The organism is Pseudarthrobacter sp. 01T43, assembly GCF_056398665.1.
This window is the reverse complement of record NZ_JBFTPV010000034.1, coordinates 1-18,231: the sequence shown is the minus strand read 5'-3', so window position 1 is coordinate 18,231 and position 18,231 is coordinate 1. Positions and strand designations below refer to the sequence as shown.

14 protein-coding genes and 1 pseudogene are annotated in these 18,231 nt (G+C 64.8%); 2 read left to right on the top strand and 13 right to left on the bottom strand.

Annotated features, from left to right (window positions below; genetic code table 11):
- The 10 genes from AC1DIM_RS18785 to AC1DIM_RS18740 all read right to left on the bottom strand — a co-directional run.
- Positions 1-220: aminopeptidase P family N-terminal domain-containing protein (locus AC1DIM_RS18785; protein WP_477712017.1), on the bottom strand; the 220-nt coding region annotated here is incomplete at its 3' end.
- 58 nt (positions 221-278) lie between these two features.
- Entirely contained in the window at positions 279-1,682 is a 1,404-nt protein-coding gene (locus AC1DIM_RS18780; RefSeq protein WP_477712016.1) for an MFS transporter, read from the bottom strand.
- Between the two features lie 374 nt (positions 1,683-2,056).
- On the bottom strand, positions 2,057-3,037 hold the full coding sequence (locus tag AC1DIM_RS18775; protein WP_477712015.1) for an ABC transporter substrate-binding protein: 981 nt from the start codon (positions 3,035-3,037) through the stop codon (positions 2,057-2,059).
- Positions 3,038-3,110: 73 nt separating this feature from the next.
- Entirely contained in the window at positions 3,111-5,144 is a 2,034-nt protein-coding gene (locus AC1DIM_RS18770) for an ABC transporter permease (protein ID WP_477712014.1), read from the bottom strand.
- Positions 5,144-6,178, bottom strand: coding sequence for a quaternary amine ABC transporter ATP-binding protein (locus tag AC1DIM_RS18765; RefSeq protein ID WP_477712013.1), 1,035 nt, complete (start codon positions 6,176-6,178; stop codon positions 5,144-5,146). The genes AC1DIM_RS18770 and AC1DIM_RS18765 overlap by 1 nt, the downstream gene beginning before the upstream one ends.
- The gene (locus AC1DIM_RS18760; RefSeq protein ID WP_477712012.1) at positions 6,175-7,728 is read right to left on the bottom strand and encodes an aldehyde dehydrogenase family protein; all 1,554 of its coding nucleotides are present in this window, start codon (positions 7,726-7,728) and stop codon (positions 6,175-6,177) included. Before AC1DIM_RS18760 ends, AC1DIM_RS18765 begins: the two co-directional genes overlap by 4 nt.
- Positions 7,725-9,422 (bottom strand): choline dehydrogenase, encoded by a 1,698-nt coding sequence (betA, locus tag AC1DIM_RS18755; RefSeq protein ID WP_477712011.1) that lies wholly within the window; start codon positions 9,420-9,422, stop codon positions 7,725-7,727. The genes AC1DIM_RS18760 and betA overlap by 4 nt, the downstream gene beginning before the upstream one ends.
- A gap of 61 nt (positions 9,423-9,483) precedes the next feature.
- Positions 9,484-11,991 (bottom strand): GcvT family protein, encoded by a 2,508-nt coding sequence (locus tag AC1DIM_RS18750; RefSeq protein WP_477712010.1) that lies wholly within the window; start codon positions 11,989-11,991, stop codon positions 9,484-9,486.
- 35 nt (positions 11,992-12,026) lie between these two features.
- Positions 12,027-12,986, bottom strand: coding sequence for a formyltetrahydrofolate deformylase (purU, locus tag AC1DIM_RS18745; RefSeq protein ID WP_477712009.1), 960 nt, complete (start codon positions 12,984-12,986; stop codon positions 12,027-12,029).
- An 87-nt stretch (positions 12,987-13,073) separates the two neighbouring features.
- Positions 13,074-13,424, bottom strand: a complete 351-nt coding sequence (locus AC1DIM_RS18740; protein WP_477712008.1) for a bifunctional 3-phenylpropionate/cinnamic acid dioxygenase ferredoxin subunit — start codon at positions 13,422-13,424, stop codon at positions 13,074-13,076.
- Positions 13,425-13,670: 246 nt separating this feature from the next.
- On the opposite strand from AC1DIM_RS18740, the gene AC1DIM_RS18735 reads away from it, so the two are divergent.
- Positions 13,671-14,930, top strand: coding sequence for an NAD(P)/FAD-dependent oxidoreductase (locus AC1DIM_RS18735; RefSeq protein WP_477712007.1), 1,260 nt, complete (start codon positions 13,671-13,673; stop codon positions 14,928-14,930).
- Between the two features lie 75 nt (positions 14,931-15,005).
- Positions 15,006-16,235, top strand: coding sequence for an aromatic ring-hydroxylating oxygenase subunit alpha (locus tag AC1DIM_RS18730; RefSeq protein ID WP_477712006.1), 1,230 nt, complete (start codon positions 15,006-15,008; stop codon positions 16,233-16,235).
- 71 nt (positions 16,236-16,306) lie between these two features.
- Here the strand turns inward: AC1DIM_RS18730 and AC1DIM_RS18725 are convergent, their stop codons facing one another.
- The 3 genes and pseudogenes from AC1DIM_RS18725 to AC1DIM_RS18715 form a co-directional block, all read right to left on the bottom strand.
- A complete protein-coding gene (locus AC1DIM_RS18725) occupies positions 16,307-17,116 on the bottom strand; it encodes an IclR family transcriptional regulator (RefSeq protein WP_477712005.1) in 810 nt (269 codons plus the stop codon).
- A 101-nt stretch (positions 17,117-17,217) separates the two neighbouring features.
- Positions 17,218-18,018, bottom strand: a complete 801-nt coding sequence (locus AC1DIM_RS18720) for a creatininase (RefSeq protein WP_477712004.1) — start codon at positions 18,016-18,018, stop codon at positions 17,218-17,220.
- A gap of 81 nt (positions 18,019-18,099) precedes the next feature.
- Positions 18,100-18,231 (bottom strand): annotated as a pseudogene (locus AC1DIM_RS18715) (creatininase); the annotation flags it as partial.

Genomic DNA, 18,231 nt, shown 5'->3' with positions numbered 1-18,231 from the left:
CGAACGTGGTGAACAGGAAATCGGAGTAGTACTTAATCGAGTGGTAGCTGGTCAGGACAACAGCGTCCAAATCCTTCTCCGCCATGATCCCGCGCAGCCCCGCCAGGCGCCGCTCAAACTCCGTATCGGAGAACGTCAGACTGACCTTCTCGCCGTTCTTCAAGACCTTGGTGCGCTCCAGTTCGGCGATGGACGAAGCATTCTCGGTGGTGATGGTCATGGTGTTGCCTTTCTGTGGTGCAGTTACTTTGAGGTGGGAAGTGGTGGAAAGAATGGGGTTATTCGTGGCGCAGCGGTTCGTTGCCGGTTTCCCTGGAGAGCGCAACGGCGATCAGGGAAACGACCGCCGCACCGACGAGGTACCAGGCAGGGGCCAGATTGTTCGCGGTGGCAGCGATCAGGAGGGTTGCCACGAACGGGGCRGTGCCGCCGAAAAGGGCGTTGGAGAGGTTGAAGCTGACCGCGAAGCCGCTGTAGCGGACCCGGGTGGGGAACATCTCGGCCAGGAAGCTGGGGAGCGTCCCGTCATTGAGGGTGAGCATTGCGCCCAGCAGGACTTGGACCAGGACGATGACCAGGAAGTTCCCGGTTCCCAACAATGCGAAGGCGGGCACGGTCAGCACAATGAAGGTGATGGACGCGCTGATCAGCACCTTCTTGCGTCCGTAGCGGTCCGAGAGCATCCCGGTCAGGAAGATGAATCCGATGTACGTCAGCAGCGCGATCGTGGTGGCAAGGAATGATTCGGTTGCTCCGAGGCCAAGTTCCGAGTGCAGATACGTGGGCATGTAGCTGAGGATGACGTAGAAGCCGACGGCGTTGAGCAGCACGGCACCGACGGCCTGCAGCAGCTGCCGCCAGTGGTTCCGGAAGAGGCTGGAGACAGGCGCCTTGACGGCATGGTCTTCCTTGGCGAGCTCGCGGAACACCGGGGTGTCTTCGAGTTTGGTCCGGATGTACCGGCCGATCAGTCCCATCGGGGCTGCCAGCAGGAATGGCAGGCGCCAGCCCCAGCTGTGCATCGCATCGGACGTGAGCAGGACGGTCAGAAGGCCCGCGAGCAGGGAGCCCAGGAGCAAGCCGGCTGCGGTGCTGGCCGGGACAACCGCGGCGTACAGGCCGCGCTTGTTGGCGGGGGCGTACTCGACGAGGAAGGCCGATGCTCCGGCGTATTCGCCGGAAGCGGAGAAACCTTGCACTACCCGGATGATCAGAAGCAGGACCGGAGCCCAGATGCCGATCGTGTCGTAGCCCGGGATCAGGGCGATGCAGAAAGTTGCCCCGGACATGATCAGGATGGACAGCGAAAGTGCCGTCCGCCGGCCCACCCTGTCACCAATGTGGCCCCAGACGAATCCGCCGAGCGGCCGGACCAGGAACGAGATTGCGAACAGGGCGAAAGTCAGCAGGAGCCCGGTCTGGGGGTTGGATTCGGGGAAGAACACAGTGGCGATTGTGACGGCAAGGTAGCCGTAAACGGCGTAGTCGAACCATTCAACGAAGTTGCCGATAAAGCTGGCCGCGATAACCCTGCGGCGGGTTTCCTTGCTGACGTCGCTGTCAGCAGGTTCATAGTTCTGGCCACTCAGGGTGCTGCGGCCAGCACCCGAGCCGTCGCCTGTGCGGTGCGGCTCCGGGACGGGCCCGCGGCCACGGGCCGGGGAGGAAGTTTCGTTACTCATGTGTCCACCAAATTGGCTTGGGGTTGCATTCAGCGCAACGCTGTTGCAATAGAATATGCGTGAGCGGCGCCACAGTCAATGGTTTATTTTGAATGTTTCGAGGCCCTAGTCCCCGCCGCTGTTTTGTGGCCAGCAATGCCGGAGGCTGCTTGATCCGAGTGGCCACACCTTGAAAACCGATGTCCTGCAGTTGCGTGTGACGAAGCCTCGTTGCGTTTGGACTGCGTTGTCTTCATCCTCGGCCGGTGCCTGCACGTAGCAGTTCGGCCTTCCATTGACAGTCGGCAGCTCGAAACAGACGACTGGAGAAAACAAGTCACCCACCCACGGATCATCCGTGGGTGGGTGACTTTTCCTGCCCCGTACGGGCGGGCTTACTTAAGCCAGGAATCTACCTTCTGTTGATTTGCATCCACCCACTTCTTGGCGGCGGCCTCGGGCGTCATGCCGCCCTGGATGTCCGTGGCCACGGAGTTCTGGTCCTCGTTGGTCCATTTGAAGGTCTTCGCGAGCTTGGCTGCAGGCGATCCGCTGTCCTCGAACTTCTTGGATATCACCTTGTTGAGCGTGTAGGTCGGGTAGTCGCAGGCGACTTTTTCCGCGTTCGTGTCGCAGCCCTCGGTCCACGCCGGCAGGTTGACCTTTTTAAGCGGGACTTGGGACAGGAACCACTGCGGCTCGTAGAAATAGCCCAGGATCGGCGTCTTGTTTTGCTCCGCCGTGCGGAACGACTGGATCAGGGCGGCCTCCGAGCCGGAGAACACCACCTTGTAGTCCAGGTTGAGGTTCTTCACAAGGGCCTCGTCGTTAGTGACGAAGGCGGGATCGCCGTCGAGCAACTGGCCTTTGCCGCCGGACTCTGAGGTGGCGAGCATGGACGCGTACTTGTTCAGGTTTTTCCCGTCGGTGATGTCCGGGTATTTTTCTGCCATCCATGGCGCCACGTACCAGCCGATGTGGCCTTCGTTGCCGGTGGGGCCGGCGTCGACAGCCACTTTCTGATCCGTAATGTACTGCTTGGCCAGATCTGCGTGGCCCCAGTTTTCCATAACGACGTCCACCTCGCCGGAGGCAAAGCCCTGCCAGGAGATCTGCTCGTTCAGGTCCTTCTGGACCACGCTGCAGCCAAGTTTGTTCTTCGCCACGTAGCTGTACACAGCGGCATTGGCCGTGTACCCCACCCAGGCGTTCATCGCTACATTTACACTTCCGCAGGACGCATCGGCGGCACCGGTGGCAGCAGCCACCTGGTTCACCGAGGCGCCGCCGCAACCTGCCAGGAGCAGTGCGGCAGCAGCAGCTCCGGCCACCGCCGGGACAGTTCGTTTCAACAGCAGTCCAGCTTTTTTCATCATGAGGTCTCCTTGTCGGGGGGGAATGCCTGGGGGTCCGGGATGCCCTGCGCCGGGGCGCAGGGCGGTGATGCCGTTACGTTGTTCTGGACTTGGTGGAGGGGATTTTCCGCACCGGGGTGGCTGCGGCAGCCTGCGTCATCCTGTCGAGCAGGATGCCGAGGAAGACGATGGCGACGCCTGCGGCGAGGCCCTTGCCGAAGAGCGCGCTTTGGACGAAGCCGGCGACGACGTCGTATCCGAGGCCTCCTGCGCCCACGAGTGCGCCGACCACCACCATGGCCAGGACATAGATCAGACCCTGATTGGCGGCGAGGGCCAGGGTCTGCCTGGCCATCGGAAGCTGGACCTTGGTGATGACCTGCCAGGGCGTTGAGCCGCTGGCAACGGCAGCTTCGACAACAGTGGGGGAAATTGCCGCGATGCCATCAGCCGTGATCTTGATGGCGACGGGCGCGGCATAGATGATGCCGGCGATGATCGCCGTGAACCGGGTGGCCCCGAATAGGCCTAGGAACGGCACCAAATACACAAAAGCGGGCATGGTCTGGCCCGCATCCAGCATGGGACGCATGATCTGGTCCACCCGCTCGGACCGGCCCATGGCCACCCCGAAGATGATGCCCAGGACCATAACAACTGCGGTGGCTACCAGGGTTCCGGCAAGGGTGACCATGGAGTCGCTCCAGAGGCCGAGGTAGATGATCACGCCCAGGCAGGCCGTGGTCAGGGCAGCGAGCTTCCATCCGCCCAGCGCGTAGGCGGCGATGGCGATGACGGCCACGAGGATGAAGAAGGGAGTATCCGTGAGCAGCGACTGGAACGGGTTGAGGATTCCGGTGGTGACGGCTTCCCGGAAGGACACCGTGAACAGGGAGAGGTTGGCCTGCATCCACTGGCTGGCCGAGGCCACCGCCTGGACGATGACCGGACCGATGTTGAGGTCCTTGGGGAATGATGCTGCCCACAGCATGCTCCGGGAGAGCTGCACCATGGCCAGTGCCACTCCAAGGGTGATGCCGAGGAGGATGTACCTGGTCCTGCGGGAAACCCTGCGATTCCGGGCCGTCACCGGGTCTGCGCGGCGGCTGGCGGCGGTGGTGACCCGGTCCAGCACGATCGCGAGCAGGACAATGGAGAGCCCGGCGTTGACAGCTGTGCCGACGTCGAGCGACTGCAGCGCCCGCACCACCACCTGGCCAAGCCCAGGCGCCGCGATCAGCGCCGCGATGGTGACCATGGACAGGGCGGCCATGGTGCTCTGGTTGATTCCCATGACGATGGTCCGCCGGGCCATGGGAAGCTGCAGGGTGACCAGCCGTTGCAGGCCCGTTGTACCCAGCGAATCGGAGGCTTCGCGGGTGTTTTCCGGGATGGCGCGGATGCCGTGTGCTGTCAGCCGGATCACGGGCGGGGCAGCATAGATCACGGTGGCTATGACGGCCGACGCCGGGCCGATGAGGAAGATCAGGGCAAGCGGGGCCAGATACACAAAGGTGGGCAGCGTCTGCATGAAGTCCAGTACGGGCGTGATCACCTTGGCGACTCTGCCGTAGATGCCGCCCAGAACGCCGAGCGGGATCCCGACCAGCAGGGTCAGGAGCACGGCGGTGAGGACAAGGGCGAATGTATAGGTAGCTTCGAGGAACAGGCCCTGGAGGCCGAAGAACATAAAGACGGCGACAGTCAGCACCGCGACCCGCGCGTTGCCGACCGCGAAGGCGATCCAACCCAGCAGGCCCACGGTTCCCAGCCAGCCGATTTCCGGCAGGCGCAGGCCTGTGGTGCTCGCGGCAAAGGTGGTGATGAACAGGTTGGCAACCGCGTCGACGGCGGCCCGCAAGGGCGTGAAGACGTACAGGAAGACGGGGTTGTCTGCTCGGTTCGCTGCTACCCATGCGTTGAACTGGTTCAGGGACCGGTGCAGGTCCGTCAGCTCTGAGGCGGGCAGCGTCAGGGTGGACGTTCCGCGCAGGATAAGGAACCCCAGGATCCAGACGACGGCGGCGCCTGCCAGGAGAAGTGTGCGCCGGCTGGGCCGGCGGCGGGGCTCACGGACAGCGGCCGGTGTGGGCTGAATCGTAGCTCGATCACGGACGAGGATGGACATTAGGCCGCTGCTTCTGCCGGCTGCAGCACCGAAAGGATGCTGTCGCGGTCGATCTGCCCTGTGATCCGGCCGGCATCCTCCACGAGGACAGGGCTGGAGGAGTGCATGACCGCCGCTATGGCATCCCGGATGATCAGCCGGGAACTGAGGACCGGCGCGTCTCCCGGCGTTCCCGCGGCCACAGGCTGGGTGATCCATTTCAGCGTCAGGACATCCGCGCGTGGGACTTCGGACACAAAATCCTCAATGTACTTGTCCGCCGGGGACCCCACCAGCTCGTCCCCCGTGCCGCACTGGACCTTCTCGCCGTTGCGCATGATCAGGATGCGGTCTCCGAGCTTGAGCGCCTCAGAGAGGTCGTGAGTCACGAACACCATGGTCTTGCCCATTTCCTTGTGCAGCCGGATGACTTCCGCCTGCATGTCGCGGCGGATGAGCGGATCCAGTGCGGAGAAGGGTTCATCGAAGAGGATCGTGTCCGGATCCCCGGCCAGGGCCCGGCCCAGGCCGACGCGCTGCTGCATTCCGCCGGACAGCTGGTCCGGGTAGTGCTGCTCGTAGCCTTTCAGGCCAACCAGCTCGATGATTTCCCGTGCCCTGGCGTAGCGTTCGTTCTTGGCCGCCCCGCGGATCTGCAGCCCATAAGAGACGTTGTCCAGCACGGTGCGGTGAGGGAGGAGGCCGAAGTGCTGGAACACCATGGACATCTTCCGCCGGCGCAATTCGCGCAGCTCGGCGACGCCTGCCTGCAGGACGTCCTTCCCGTCCACCAGGACCTGTCCGGATGTGGGCTCTATCAGCCGGGTCAGGCAGCGGATCAGGGTGGATTTGCCGGATCCGGAAAGCCCCATGACCACAAAGACCTCGCCCTTGGCCACGTCGAAGCTCAGGTCGCGGACCGCTCCCACACAGCCGGTGCGTTCCAGCAGCTCCGCGGAGTTAAGGGCCGAGAGCTCTGGATTGTTGGGGATCTTATCGCCCCCGGGTCCGAAGACCTTCCATAGGTTACGCACTGAGATGTCGGGGCTGTTCATTGCTGTACTCCTGCCTTGGGAGGCTCGAACCAGTGGCTGGGCTTGGGGTTGATGTTTTGCCAGATGTGCTTGGTTTCGCGGTACTCTGCGAGACCTTGGAGCCCCAGTTCGCGGCCGTTTCCGGACTTGCCGAATCCGCCCCACTCGGCCTGGGGTACGTACGGGTGGTAGTCGTTGATCCACACGGTGCCGTGGCGGAGGGCGCCGGCCACGCGTTGCGCCCGCGATCCGTCCGTTGTCCAGACGGCGCCGGCCAGTCCGTAGGCGGTGTCGTTGGCCAGCTTGATGGCTTCCTGCTCCGTGCTGAAGGTCTCCACGGTCAGGACCGGTCCGAACGACTCATCCTGGACTACGCCCATGGAGGTGTGGCACCCGTCCAGGACGGTGGGCGGGTAGTAGCTGCCGGACGCAATCGCGCCGGTGTCCGGGATATAGCCGCCGCACAGGAGGGTGGCTCCTTCCTCAATGCCGGCCTGGACATAGGCGTGGACTTTGTCACGGTGTGCAGCCGAGATGAGCGGCCCGGTCTCCGCGAGCTCATCGAAGGGACCACCAAGCCGTATGGCCTGCGCACGCCGTACCAGCTCCGCCACGAACCCGTCGTGGATCGATTCCTCGATGATGAGCCTGGTGCCGGCCGAGCACACCTGCCCCGAATGCAGGAACACCGCGGTGAGGGCGTTGTCCAGGGCCGATTCACGGTCGGCGTCGGCGAAGACAATGTTCGGATTCTTCCCGCCCAGTTCCAAGGCAACCCGCTTGACAGTATTGGCGGCCGTCTTCATGATGTTGATCCCGGTGGCCAGGCCGCCGGTGAAAGAGACCAGGTCAACGTCCGGGCTTTCGCTCAGGACCGCACCCACCTCGGGTCCGGTGCCGGTGACCAGGTTGGCGACCCCTGCCGGCAGCCCGGCCTCGAGGAGGGTCTCCATCAGCAGGATGGAGGTGGAGGGAGTCAGCTCACTGGGCTTGAGGATGAAGGTATTGCCGGCCAACAGGGCGGGGGCCACCTTCCATGATGCCTGCAGAAGGGGGTAGTTCCATGGCGTGATGAGCCCGCACACGCCCACCGGGGCGTGGACCACCCGGCTGATGGTTCCCGGGACCCCCGTATCGATCACGCGGCCGGCGCCCGTTCCGGCGATGCCGCCGTAGTACCGGAAACAGGCGGCGATATCGTCGATGTCGTATTCCGCTTCGACGTAGCGCTTGCCTGTGTCGAGGGCCTCGGCCCGGGCGTAAAGGGCCTTGTCACGTTCCAGCAGCTCGGCGGTGCGGAGCAGGACCTGTCCGCGTTCCTTTTCACTGGTGCCAGGCCACGCTCCGCCGTCAAACGCCCGGCGGGCGCTGGCGACTGCTTCCCTGGCGTCGGTGGCAGCGCATTCGGCCACCTCGGCGACGTGCCGGCCGTCGGCCGGGCACGTGATGCTGCGCGTTCGTGCCGCGGCCGCCCGGGCCCACCGGCCGTCCACGAACAGGCCACGTACCGCCGCCGGCACCTGATCCGTTGCGGTCCGTCCGCTGCTGCCGGCAAGCTGAACGCCGCTCATGCGCGGCCCAGGGTTGGTGCGGCTTCGGGAGCCGCAGCGGTGGCGTGCCGGTAGAAGTCCGCGTGCTCGGGCGTCAGAGGCGTACGTTCCAGGATCAGGTCCGCAGCCTTCTCCGCCAGCATCATGACAGGCGCGTAGATGTTGCCGTTGGTCACGTAGGGCATGGCAGAGGCGTCCGCCACGCGGAGCCCTGTTGTGCCATGCACTTTCATGGTGAGCGGGTCCACCACCGCCAGGGGGTCGGAGGCGGGACCCATCTTGGCCGTGCAGGAGGGGTGCAGGGCCGTTTCCGCGTCCCGCGCCACCCAGTCGAGGATCTCCTCGTCCGTCTGGACGGACGGGCCGGGCGAGAGCTCGCCGCCGCTGAAGGGACCCAGTGCCGGCTGGGAGAGGATGTCGCGGGTGACCCTGACGGCCTCCACCCATTCCCGCCGGTCCTGTTCTGTGGAGAGGTAGTTGAACTGCATGGAGGGGTGGGCGGCCGGATCCGTGGAAGTGATCTTCAGGCTGCCCCGGGCGTCGGAGTACATGGGACCGACATGGACCTGGTACCCGTGCTTGGCATCGGCCTTCTGGCCGTCGTAGCGCACTGCCACCGGCAGGAAATGGAACATCAGGTTGGGGTAGGAGACATCCTCGTTGGAGCGGACGAAGCCGCCGCCTTCGAAGTGGTTGGTGGCTGCCGGTCCCTGCCGGCGGAGCAGCCACTGGAGGCCGATCAGCGGGTAGCGCCACAGGCTGAGGTACGGCTGCATGGAAACCGGCTGCTTGCAGGCGTGCTGAACGTACACTTCCAGGTGGTCCTGCAGGTTCTCGCCGACGCCCGGCAGGTCCACTACCGGCTTGATGCCCAGCGACTTCAAGTGGGCCGCATCCCCCACGCCGGAGAGCTGCAGCAACTGGGGCGTATTGATCGCGCCGCCGCAGAGCAGCACTTCCTTGGCATCGACGGTGTGCAGCCGGCCGTTCCGGCGGTACGTGACCCCCGTGGCCGTCGTGCCGTCGAAATTGACCTCGGCAGCAAGCGCCCTGGTGCGGACGGTCAGGTTCTTCCGGCCCTTGTTGGGGCGCAGGTAGGCGCGGGATGCCGAGAGCCGCTGGCCCTTGTGCACGTTCCGGTCGAACGGACCGAAGCCCTCCTGCCGATAGCCGTTGACGTCATCCGTTCGCTTGTGCCCGGCTTCCACCGAAGCCCGGAAGAAGGCTTGGAACAGGGGATTGCGGGCCGGCCCGCGCTCCAGGACCAGAGGTCCGTCGTGGCCGCGCAGCTCGTCGTCCGGAGCGGAGGCCAGCGCATTTTCCATCCGCTTGAAGTAGGGCAGGCAGTGGGCGAAGTCCCAGGTCTCCATTCCGGCGTCGGCTCCCCAGCGCTCGTAGTCCAGAGGGTTGCCGCGCTGGAAAATCATCCCGTTGATGGAACTGGAGCCGCCCAGGACCTTGCCGCGGGCGTGCGCGATCCGCCGCCCGTGCATGTGGGGTTCGGGGTCGGACTCGTATTGCCAGTCGTAGAACCTGTTGCCGCTGGGGAAGGTCAGCGCTGCCGGCATCTGGATGAAAAGGTCCCACGGGTAGTCGCTGCGTCCGGCTTCGAGGACCAGCACAGTGTGCGTCCCGTCTGCACTCAGCCTGTCCGCGAGGACGGATCCGGCGCTTCCGCCGCCGACAATCACGTAGTCGTAGCTCTCGTTCGTCATCAGGTAATCTCCTTGGGGCGTGGTCTGGGAGTCGTGTGAAGGGGCCAGGATGGGCCCCGGTTCAGCCGCGCAGGCGTTCCATGCCCGGGTCCACCAGCGGCTCGGGGCTAACCGTTGCTGCGATCCGGGTGCCGAAGTATTCGATTTCCACGGCATCGCCCTCGGCGGCGCCGGCCGGGAGCCAGGCATAGGCGATCGGCCGCTGCACCGTGTAGCCGTAGGCTGCGCTGGTCACGTAGCCGGCGGCTTCGCCCTTGAAATACACGGGTTCCTTGCCCAGCACCACCGATGTCCCGTCGTCGACCGTCAGGCAGCGCAGCTGCACTGCAGCGGGTTGCGTACGGCGTTCGGCGAGGGCCTCCGCCCCCACGAAGCCCACCTTGTCCTTGGCGACCGAGAAGCCGAGGCCGGACTGGTAGGGGTGGTGCTCGGAAGTCATGTCCGTGCCCCACAACCGGTAGCCCTTCTCAAGCCGCATGCTGTTGAACGCGCCGCGGCCGGCCGCGATGATGCCGTGCTCCTGCCCGGCTTCGTACAGCAGGTCCCAGAGCTTCAGTCCGTACTCTGCGGTGGTGTAGAGCTCCCAACCGAGCTCACCCACGTAGGAGAGCCGCATGGCCGTGACGGGGATGCCGCCGACGGAAATTTCCTTGGTCCGGAAGTATTTCAGGCCGTCGTTGCTCAGGTCATCGGCGCTGACCTTGCCCATCACTTCACGGGCCAGCGGACCCCACAGCCCGATGCAGCACGTGCTGCCGGTGATGTCCGAGACGTGCACCCAATGGGCCGGGTCGGCTGCCGACTGCTTCCTGGCCTCGACACGCAGGTAGTCGAAGTCCACGTTGCTGTTCACGCCGAGCTGGAACTGTTCCTCCGCGAGCCGGGCGACGGTCACGTCGCTGCGGATCCCGCCGTTGTGCTCCAGCAGGAGGCAGTACGTCACGGCACCGGGTTTTTTGGTGATGTTTCCGGTGCTGAGCCGGTGCAGCAGGTCCTGGGCCCCGGGCCCGGCGACGGCCAGCCGCTTCAGGGGAGTCATGTCGTAGAGCCCGACGGCGGTGCGCGTCTTCCACGCTTCGGCCGCGGAGATGGGGGAAGAGAACAGGGCGGACCACTCGTCGCGCTCCGGCGGCTGCCATTCGGCGGGCAGCACCTCAAGCAGGCCGCGGTTGGCTTCGAACCAGTGCGGCCGCTCCCAGCCGGCGGACTCCAGGAAGAATGCCCCCAGTTCCTTCTGCCGGACGTTGAACGGGCTTACCCGCAGGTCCCGGGGGGATTCCTTGGGCTGCAGCGGGTGCAGCACGTCGTAGATCTCCACGAAGTTCTGCTGGGACGTTTCGCTAACGTACGCGTCGCTGGTCTGGACCTTCTCGAAGCGCGTGAGCTCGCACCCGTGCAGGTCGGTGCGCGAGTGGCCGTCGATGATCAGTTCGGCCATGGCCTTGGCTACACCGGCCGAGTGCGTCACCCAGACGGCCTCGGCGACGAAGAAACCCTCGACGTCGGGCGACTCGCCCATCAGCGGGCCGCCGTCGGGGGTGAAGGAGAAGATCCCGTTGAAGCCGTCCTCGATTTGCGCCCGGCGCAGTGCAGGAAGCAGCTCCTGGCTGTCCTCCCACGAAGAGGCAAAATCTTCAAGGGTGAAGTCGAGCCGGGACGGCATGCGGTGCTCGGACATCTCGCCGGCGCCGATCTTCGGAAGAGCGTTCATATCGACGGGCATGGGACGGTGGGCGTAGCTGCCGATGCCGATGCGGTCGCCGTGCTCGCGGTAGTAGAGGTCCCGGTCCTGGTAGCGCAGGATGGGCTTGCTGGCGCCGTTGGGCATCTCGTTGCTGTCCCTCAGCTCCGGAAGTGGCGTGGTCTTCACATACTGGTGAGCCAGCGGAAGCAGCGGCACCTTCATGCCCACCATCTTGCCGAGCTCGCGGCCCCAGAAGCCTGCGCAGGACACCACGATGTCCGCGGGGATCACGCCGTCGGCCGTTTCGACGCCGGTGACCTTGCCTGCAGTCTGTTGGATGCCCGTGACGGCGGTGGAACCCAGGTAGGTCACCCCCGCCTCCCGGGTCCGGCTGATCAGCAACTGGACCGCACGTGCGGCTGACGCGAGGCCGTCCGACGGGACGTACAGGCCGCCGAGGACTTGGCGGCCGTCAGCAAAGGCCCCGCTCTTCAGCAGCGGCCAGTGCTTCTCGCATTCGTCCGCGTCGATGAGCCGGCCATCGATGCCCCAGGAAGAGGCGTAGCCGAGCTTGCGCTTAAGGTCCTTCAGCCGGGTCTCGGTGGTGGCCAGCTCAAGTCCGCCGAGCTGGTTGAAGCAGGACACTCCGTCGGCGCTGAGGGAGAGCAGCTTGTCCACCGTGTAGCTGGCGAACTCCGTCATGGTCTTGGACGGGTTGGTCTGGAAGACCAGGCCGGGGGCGTGCGAGGTGGAGCCGCCCGCCAGCTCCAGCGGGCCCTGTTCGACCACCGTGATGTTGTTCCAGCCGCGGCTGGCGAGTTCGTCCGCAAGGTTGGTACCGACGATGCCGGCGCCGATGATGACGACGCGTGGTGATGCGCTCATGTTCAGTGGTTCTCCTGGTTCGCGTTTGCGGAAAATTAGCGGAATACGACGGTGCGGGTGTTGTTGAGGAGGACGCGGTGCTGGCAATGCCACTTGACCGCCCGGGACAGGGCCTGCGATTCGGCGTCCCGCCCCACGGTCACCAAAGCATCGGGATCCAGGCTGTGGTCCACCCGAAAGACCTCCTGCTCGATGATGGGCCCCTCATCGAGGTCCGGAGTGACGTAGTGCGCGGTAGCTCCGACGAGCTTCACCCCGCGGTCGTAGGCCTGGTGGTACGGCTTGGCGCCCTTGAAACCGGGCAGGAACGAGTGGTGGATGTTGATGGCCCGGCCCCGCAGGCTGGTGCACAGATCGTTGGAGAGGACCTGCATGTAGCGGGCCAGGACCACCAGGTCCGCGTTGTACTCGGCCACGAGTTCCAGCAGACGCGCCTCGGCTTGCGGCTTGGTGTCCGCCGTCACCGGGACGTGAATGAAGGGCAGACCCGCCGTTTCCGCCATGGGGCGCAGGTCCTCGTGGTTGGAAACCACGACGGCGATCTCCGCACCAAGGCTGCCGGCCTGCCACCTGAAAATGAGGTCGTTGAGGCAGTGCCCGAACTTTGAGACCATCACCATGAGCCGCTGCGGTGTCCCGTCGTGGATGGTGAAATCCATGCCGAATTCCTCGGCCGTAGGCCCAAACTCGGCGCTGAGGCCCGCTGCGGCCCTGCCGTCCTCCTGACGGGCCCGGTCACCGTCACCAGGGAAGCCTCCGGTGAAGGCGGTACGCAGGTAAAGATTGCCGCTGACGTGGTCATCGAACTGCTGGTGCTCCACAATGTCGAAGCCGCGGTCGGCCAGGAAAGCGGTGACCGCCCGTACGATGCCGGGACGCTCGGGGCAGGCCAGAGTGAGCACGAATTTCACCGCGCGGGACTTGGCGAGGGGCGTCGTGGGGCCCGCTACGGCCGTCGCTGCGCCCGCTGGGCGGCTTTCAATGACTGTGGTCACGGGGTGCTCTCCTGGTTGCTGGCGTTGGCGTCGCTGCTCGTTTCATCACCGGGCAGCGACCCTTTGGTTCTGATGCATGGGCTGGTGCTAGACGTGGCCGTCAACGGTCAGGCCGGGCGGGAGGTTGGGAACCTCCGTTGATTCGGTGACCATGATGTCGCCGTCGATCACGTAGACTTCGTGCGAGCGGACCGGCAGCTTGGCCGGCGGCGCGTCGACGCTTCCCGTGCGCAAGTTGAACCTGGAGGCATGGAGCGGGCATTCGACCCAGCAGTCCTCCACCCAGCCGTCCGCCAGGGAAGCGTCCTGGTGGGTGCAGGTGTCATCAATGGCAAAGAGCTCGCCTTCTTCGGTGTGGAAGACGGCGATGGGCGGCGACGTATTCAAGCGCAGCGCTTCCCCGGGTGCCAGTTCGCTGAGCGGACATGCCTTGTGCATGGGTGGACCTCTTCTTTGTTCAGGAGCCTCGGGTATGGCGACTAACGTCTAGTTCCGTAGTGAACAACAGCAATCGCAATAAGCAACAGAGTGCGGTAGGTCACACCGCTTGTCAAGGCTTTTCTCTTCTGCTGCGGACCCCCGGCTCCTTCTGCGACCACCTCTTGACAGTGGACGTGGCATGGATCACTCTGTTGCTTATTGCGATTGTTGTTGCGTAAAAGGCAATTGAAGGGAAACGTCGAAATGCAGACGCTTGCGATTGTGGGAGCCTCCCTGGCTGGCCTTGCCGCCGCCCGGGCAGCCCGCGCCCAAGGCTTTACCGGACGGCTGGTCATCATTGGCGATGAACCCCACCGCCCGTACGACCGTCCGCCGCTGTCCAAGGACTTCCTGCTTGGCAAGGTCGCCGCAGAGGACCTTTCATTGGAGTCCGACGACGACGGGCTGGATGCTGAATGGCTTCTGGGCAGTGGGGCAGCCTCCCTCGATGCTGAGTCCCGGACCGTCCTCCTTAAGGACGGCCGCACTGTTGAAGCCGACGGCATCGTGATCAGTACCGGAGCGAGGGCGCGGCAAATGCCCACGCTGGCCGGGCTGAGCAATGTCTTTACCCTTCGCACCCTCACGGATGCACAGAGCTTGGCCCCCGAGCTGGTGCCCGGAAGCAGGATGGCCGTGATCGGCGCCGGCTTCATCGGCGCGGAGGTTGCCTCTGCCGCCGCATCGCGGGGCATGGAAGTAACCATCATCGACATGAAGTCCGTGCCTTTCGCCGCACAGCTCGGAACTGAGATGGGCGGCGTGGTGGCAGGGCTGCACGCCGCCAACGGGGTTGAACTCATTTCCTCTGCCGTAATAGAGGACTTCTATAGCGGCGAAGGCAACGTCACCGGCCTCCGGCTCCGCGGCGGACGCTACGTGGGCGCCGACGTGGTGGTGGTGGGCATCGGAGCAGAACCAAACACCGGCTGGCTTGAGGGCTCCGGCCTGGAGGTGACCGGCGGTGTGGTGTGCGATGCCATGGGCCGCACGAGCGTGCCGGGCATTGTCGCCGTGGGTGACTGCGCCGCCTGGTTCGACGACACAACCGGTACGCACCGCCGGATGGAGCACTGGACCGGCGCCTTGGAACGGGCAGCCGTGGCCGTCGAGGCCCTGCTGGACGCCGACGCCGTGCCCAAGCCGGCCAAGCAGCACTATTTCTGGTCCGACCAGCACGGCGTCAAGCTGCAGTTCGCGGGCCATTCAGCAGGGTATGACCGGCTGGAGATCGAAGCCGGCGACGCCCTGACGCACAGTTGCCTGGCCGTCTACTACCGCGAGGATGTCCCCGTGGCCGTGCTGGGAATGAACCAGCCGCGGCTCTTTACCAAGTGGCGCCGCAGCCTGGCGGCGGCTGCCCCGGCACCGGCTACTCCCCCGGTCGCAACCCCCGCACCACCCGCGGAACCACCCGCCCAGCAGGGTGCGCACGCACTCATGGGGGCCGGCGTCGTGCATTAACACCCGTTCCCACACCCAAACCAATACCTATCCACACAAGCTTTGCCGTTGTTCGTTGTTCGCTAGGAGGACAAATTGTCTGTTGAGGTTAGTGCCCCGAGTCTGATTCCCACGCTCCCCGGCTACACCTATGTGGATCAGGCCGTGTTCCGGGCCGAGCAGGAGCGGATCTTTGAGCAGATGTGGTTCTGCGCCATCCGTTCCTCGGACCTGGCCAAGCCCGGCGCGTGGAAGACAGTTCAGATCGGGCGCGAGAGCGTGCTGATCAGCCGCACCCGCAAGGGCGCCATCCGCGCGTTCTACAACGTGTGCCGGCACCGCGGCGTGAAGCTGTGCATGGAGGAACAGGGCGAAGCCGCCCGTTCGTTCCAGTGCCCGTACCACGCCTGGACCTATGACTTTGAGGGCAAGCTCATCGCTGCGCCCAACCTGACCAAAATGCCGGACATCGACCGGGACGAGTACGGCCTGGTCAAGGTCCACGTCCGCGAGTACCTCGGCTACGTGTGGGTTTGCCTTGCGGACGAGCCGCCGTCGTTCGAAGAAGACGTCATGGGCGCCATCGAGGAACGGCTCGGCGATCTGAAGGCAATCGAAGGCTACGACGTAGCCAACCTCAGCGTCGGCCGCCGCATCCGCTATGACGTGAAGGCGAACTGGAAGCTCATCATCGAGAACTTCATGGAGTGCTACCACTGCGCCACCATCCACCCGGAACTGACGGAGGTCCTGCCGGAGTTCGCCGACGGCCTGGCAGCCCAGTACTTTGTGGGCCACGGCGCGGAGTTCGGCGAGGGCATCAAGGGCTTTACCATTGATGGTTCCGAGGGGCTGGACCTGATCCCGGGAATCGAAGATGACCAGGACCGCCGCTACTACGCCATCACCATCAAGCCAACGGTGTTTGTGAACCTGGTCCCGGACCACGTGATCATCCACCGCATGTTTCCCATGTCCGCGGACCACACCATTGTTGAATGCGACTGGCTGTACCTGCCCTCGGTGGTTGAGAGTGGCAAGGATGTCACCTCTTCGGTGGAGCTGTTCCACCGGGTCAACATGCAGGACTTCGACGCCTGCGAACGCTGCCAGCCCGGCATGGCCTCGAAGACCTATGCCAAGGGCGGCGTGCTGGTCCCGAGCGAGCACCACATCGCCGCTTTCCACGACTGGGTACAGGAAAAGGTGGGCGACGTCGCCCAGTCAGGAGAGGTGCGGACGGGCCTTACCGCGGACACCGCGCCGCTGGAGGAACGGGCAGCAACCCTCGAACGGAATGAGTCCCCGGTAAGCCGCGCCTCCTGAGGGTCTGCACACAATAGCCGGTGGTTGAGCTTGTCGAAACCCTTCGACAGGCCCGCCCTCCGGTCTCGTGTTTAGCGCCGGGTGTAGCCCATCTTTGCGCTGACCTGGAGGCCGGCCTCCTTAATTCCCTCGACGAGCCCCGGCTCCTTCTCGGGGTCGAAACGGAAGGCGGGACCGGAGATGCTGATGGCACCAATGACCGCTCCCAAGTGGCTATACACCGGCACGGACATGGAGTTGATGCCGATTTCGAATTCTTCCAAAGTCACGCCGTAGCCGTCACGGGCGACTTTGATCAGCTCGTTCTCCAGCTTTCCCCGGTTGGTGATGGTCCGCGGAGTCCGGGCCGGCAGCCCCGTCTCTTTCAGGATCCGGTCCCGCTCATCCGCGGACAGCGCCGCCAGCAGGACCTTTCCGCTCGACGTGGCGTGGAGGGGGGTCAAGCTGCCCACCCAGTCATACGTCGCCAGAGTGGACGGCCCCATGGCCTGGTCCACATTGACCGCGAAGTTGGAGCGCAGTACGGCGAGGTTCACGGTTTCCTTGAACTGGTCCGCCAGGCCCTCCATGACTGGCCCGGCTTCCCGCACCAGGCTGAGCCGGCCGGGGATGGAACTGGCCAGCCGCAGGATGCCGAAGCCAAGCTGGTACTTTCCGCGTTCGGTGTTCTGGTGGACCATCTCCCGGCTCACCAGCGAACCCAGCAGCCTGGAGACTGTGGATTTGTGGATTCCCATCTCCTCGGCGATGTCGCTCACGCCGGCGTGACCGTCCCGTGCCAGGATTTCCAGGACCGCGAGGGCCCGGTCCACGGACTGGACGCCGCCGTGCTGGCCCGTCTCCGCGTCGACGTCGGGTTCGCGTTCATTGTTCGCAGCCATGGTCCATACTCTCAAGTAGGTCGCCCGGGGGTGAAATCAGGCGGAGCAAAAGACGGCCATCCCGGGAAGGGATGGCCGTCTGTGGGGGCGCGCGGGGTGGATCAGGCGGTAACCGCGTCCACGGATTCGCGGACCAGTTCGCTCGCGAGGTCTGCAGCAAGGTCATCAACGACCTGGCCGTAGAGCAGCTCGCCCTTGGCTGCGCTGGACCCGGCTGCCGACGACAGGCAGCCTGTGGCCGGCGTGCGCTCCGGCACGACCGGCAGCCTGTCGAAGCGCGGCAGGACCGCGGCAGGACCGTCCACCAACCGCCCCATGGCAACCCTCGCCGGCTCCAGGTGGAGCATAAGCGAGGTTTCCAGGACGCCGCCGTGCTCGATGTCCCAGCCCGGGAAGCCACCGGGGTAGACCTGCGTCAGGGTGTCCTGGCTGACGAAATCCCAGTAAGAGAGCAGCAGCACACTCTGATCGGCTCCGGGTTTGAGTCCCAGCTCTTCCAGGGCGAGGTCAATTCCTTCGTACAGGAACTGGTAGTTCTCGAAGTGGCCGTTGATGAAAACCACGTGCCGGACGCCCTGGTTAAGGAAGGACTTAACCAGGTTGCGTGCCACACCAATGAGGGTGGCTCCGTCCAGGCTGGTTGTACCGGAAAGGTGGTTGCCGCCGCCGGACTTCTGCTGCGATTTGTACCCGTAGGCGACGGGCTGGGCAACCAGTGCATCCACTCGCCTGGCGACCCCCTCCGCAAAGCGGGAGGACAAGATGGTGTCCGTACCCAGAGGCAGATGCGGCCCGTGCTGCTCCAAGGATCCGACGGGGATGAGGACGATCGCCTCCCCGGATGCCAGGGCTTCGCGGTACGCGAAGGCGTCCAGGTCTTCCAGAAATACTGGCTTGTCCATACTTGCGATGCTCCTTGTTGAGTGCGGTCTGCAACGGGTGGTTGAGCCTGCCGGGGTTTCAGCAGGCTCAACCAGCGGTTGTCAGGCTCCGATGATGTTGTGTTCGGGGCCGAAGGGGAACTTGGTGATGTTTTCGGCTCCGTTTTCGCCGACCACGAGGATGTCGTGTTCGCGGTAGCCGCCGGCGCCGGGCTGGCCGTCCAGGACGGTGAT

Excerpts from the sequence above, each read along its gene's own strand:
- AC1DIM_RS18775 (WP_477712015.1), bottom strand. The coding sequence starts at position 3,037 with ATGATGAAAAAAGCTGGACTGCTGTTGAAACGAACTGTCCCGGCGGTG.
- AC1DIM_RS18770 (WP_477712014.1), bottom strand. The coding sequence starts at position 5,144 with ATGTCCATCCTCGTCCGTGATCGAGCTACGATTCAGCCCACACCGGCC.
- AC1DIM_RS18765 (WP_477712013.1), bottom strand. The coding sequence starts at position 6,178 with ATGAACAGCCCCGACATCTCAGTGCGTAACCTATGGAAGGTCTTCGGA.
- AC1DIM_RS18760 (WP_477712012.1), bottom strand. The coding sequence starts at position 7,728 with ATGAGCGGCGTTCAGCTTGCCGGCAGCAGCGGACGGACCGCAACGGAT.
- betA (WP_477712011.1), bottom strand. The coding sequence starts at position 9,422 with ATGACGAACGAGAGCTACGACTACGTGATTGTCGGCGGCGGAAGCGCC.
- AC1DIM_RS18750 (WP_477712010.1), bottom strand. The coding sequence starts at position 11,991 with ATGAGCGCATCACCACGCGTCGTCATCATCGGCGCCGGCATCGTCGGT.
- AC1DIM_RS18740 (WP_477712008.1), bottom strand. The coding sequence starts at position 13,424 with ATGCACAAGGCATGTCCGCTCAGCGAACTGGCACCCGGGGAAGCGCTG.
- AC1DIM_RS18735 (WP_477712007.1), top strand. The coding sequence starts at position 13,671 with ATGCAGACGCTTGCGATTGTGGGAGCCTCCCTGGCTGGCCTTGCCGCC.
- AC1DIM_RS18725 (WP_477712005.1), bottom strand. The coding sequence starts at position 17,116 with ATGGCTGCGAACAATGAACGCGAACCCGACGTCGACGCGGAGACGGGC.
- AC1DIM_RS18720 (WP_477712004.1), bottom strand. The coding sequence starts at position 18,018 with ATGGACAAGCCAGTATTTCTGGAAGACCTGGACGCCTTCGCGTACCGC.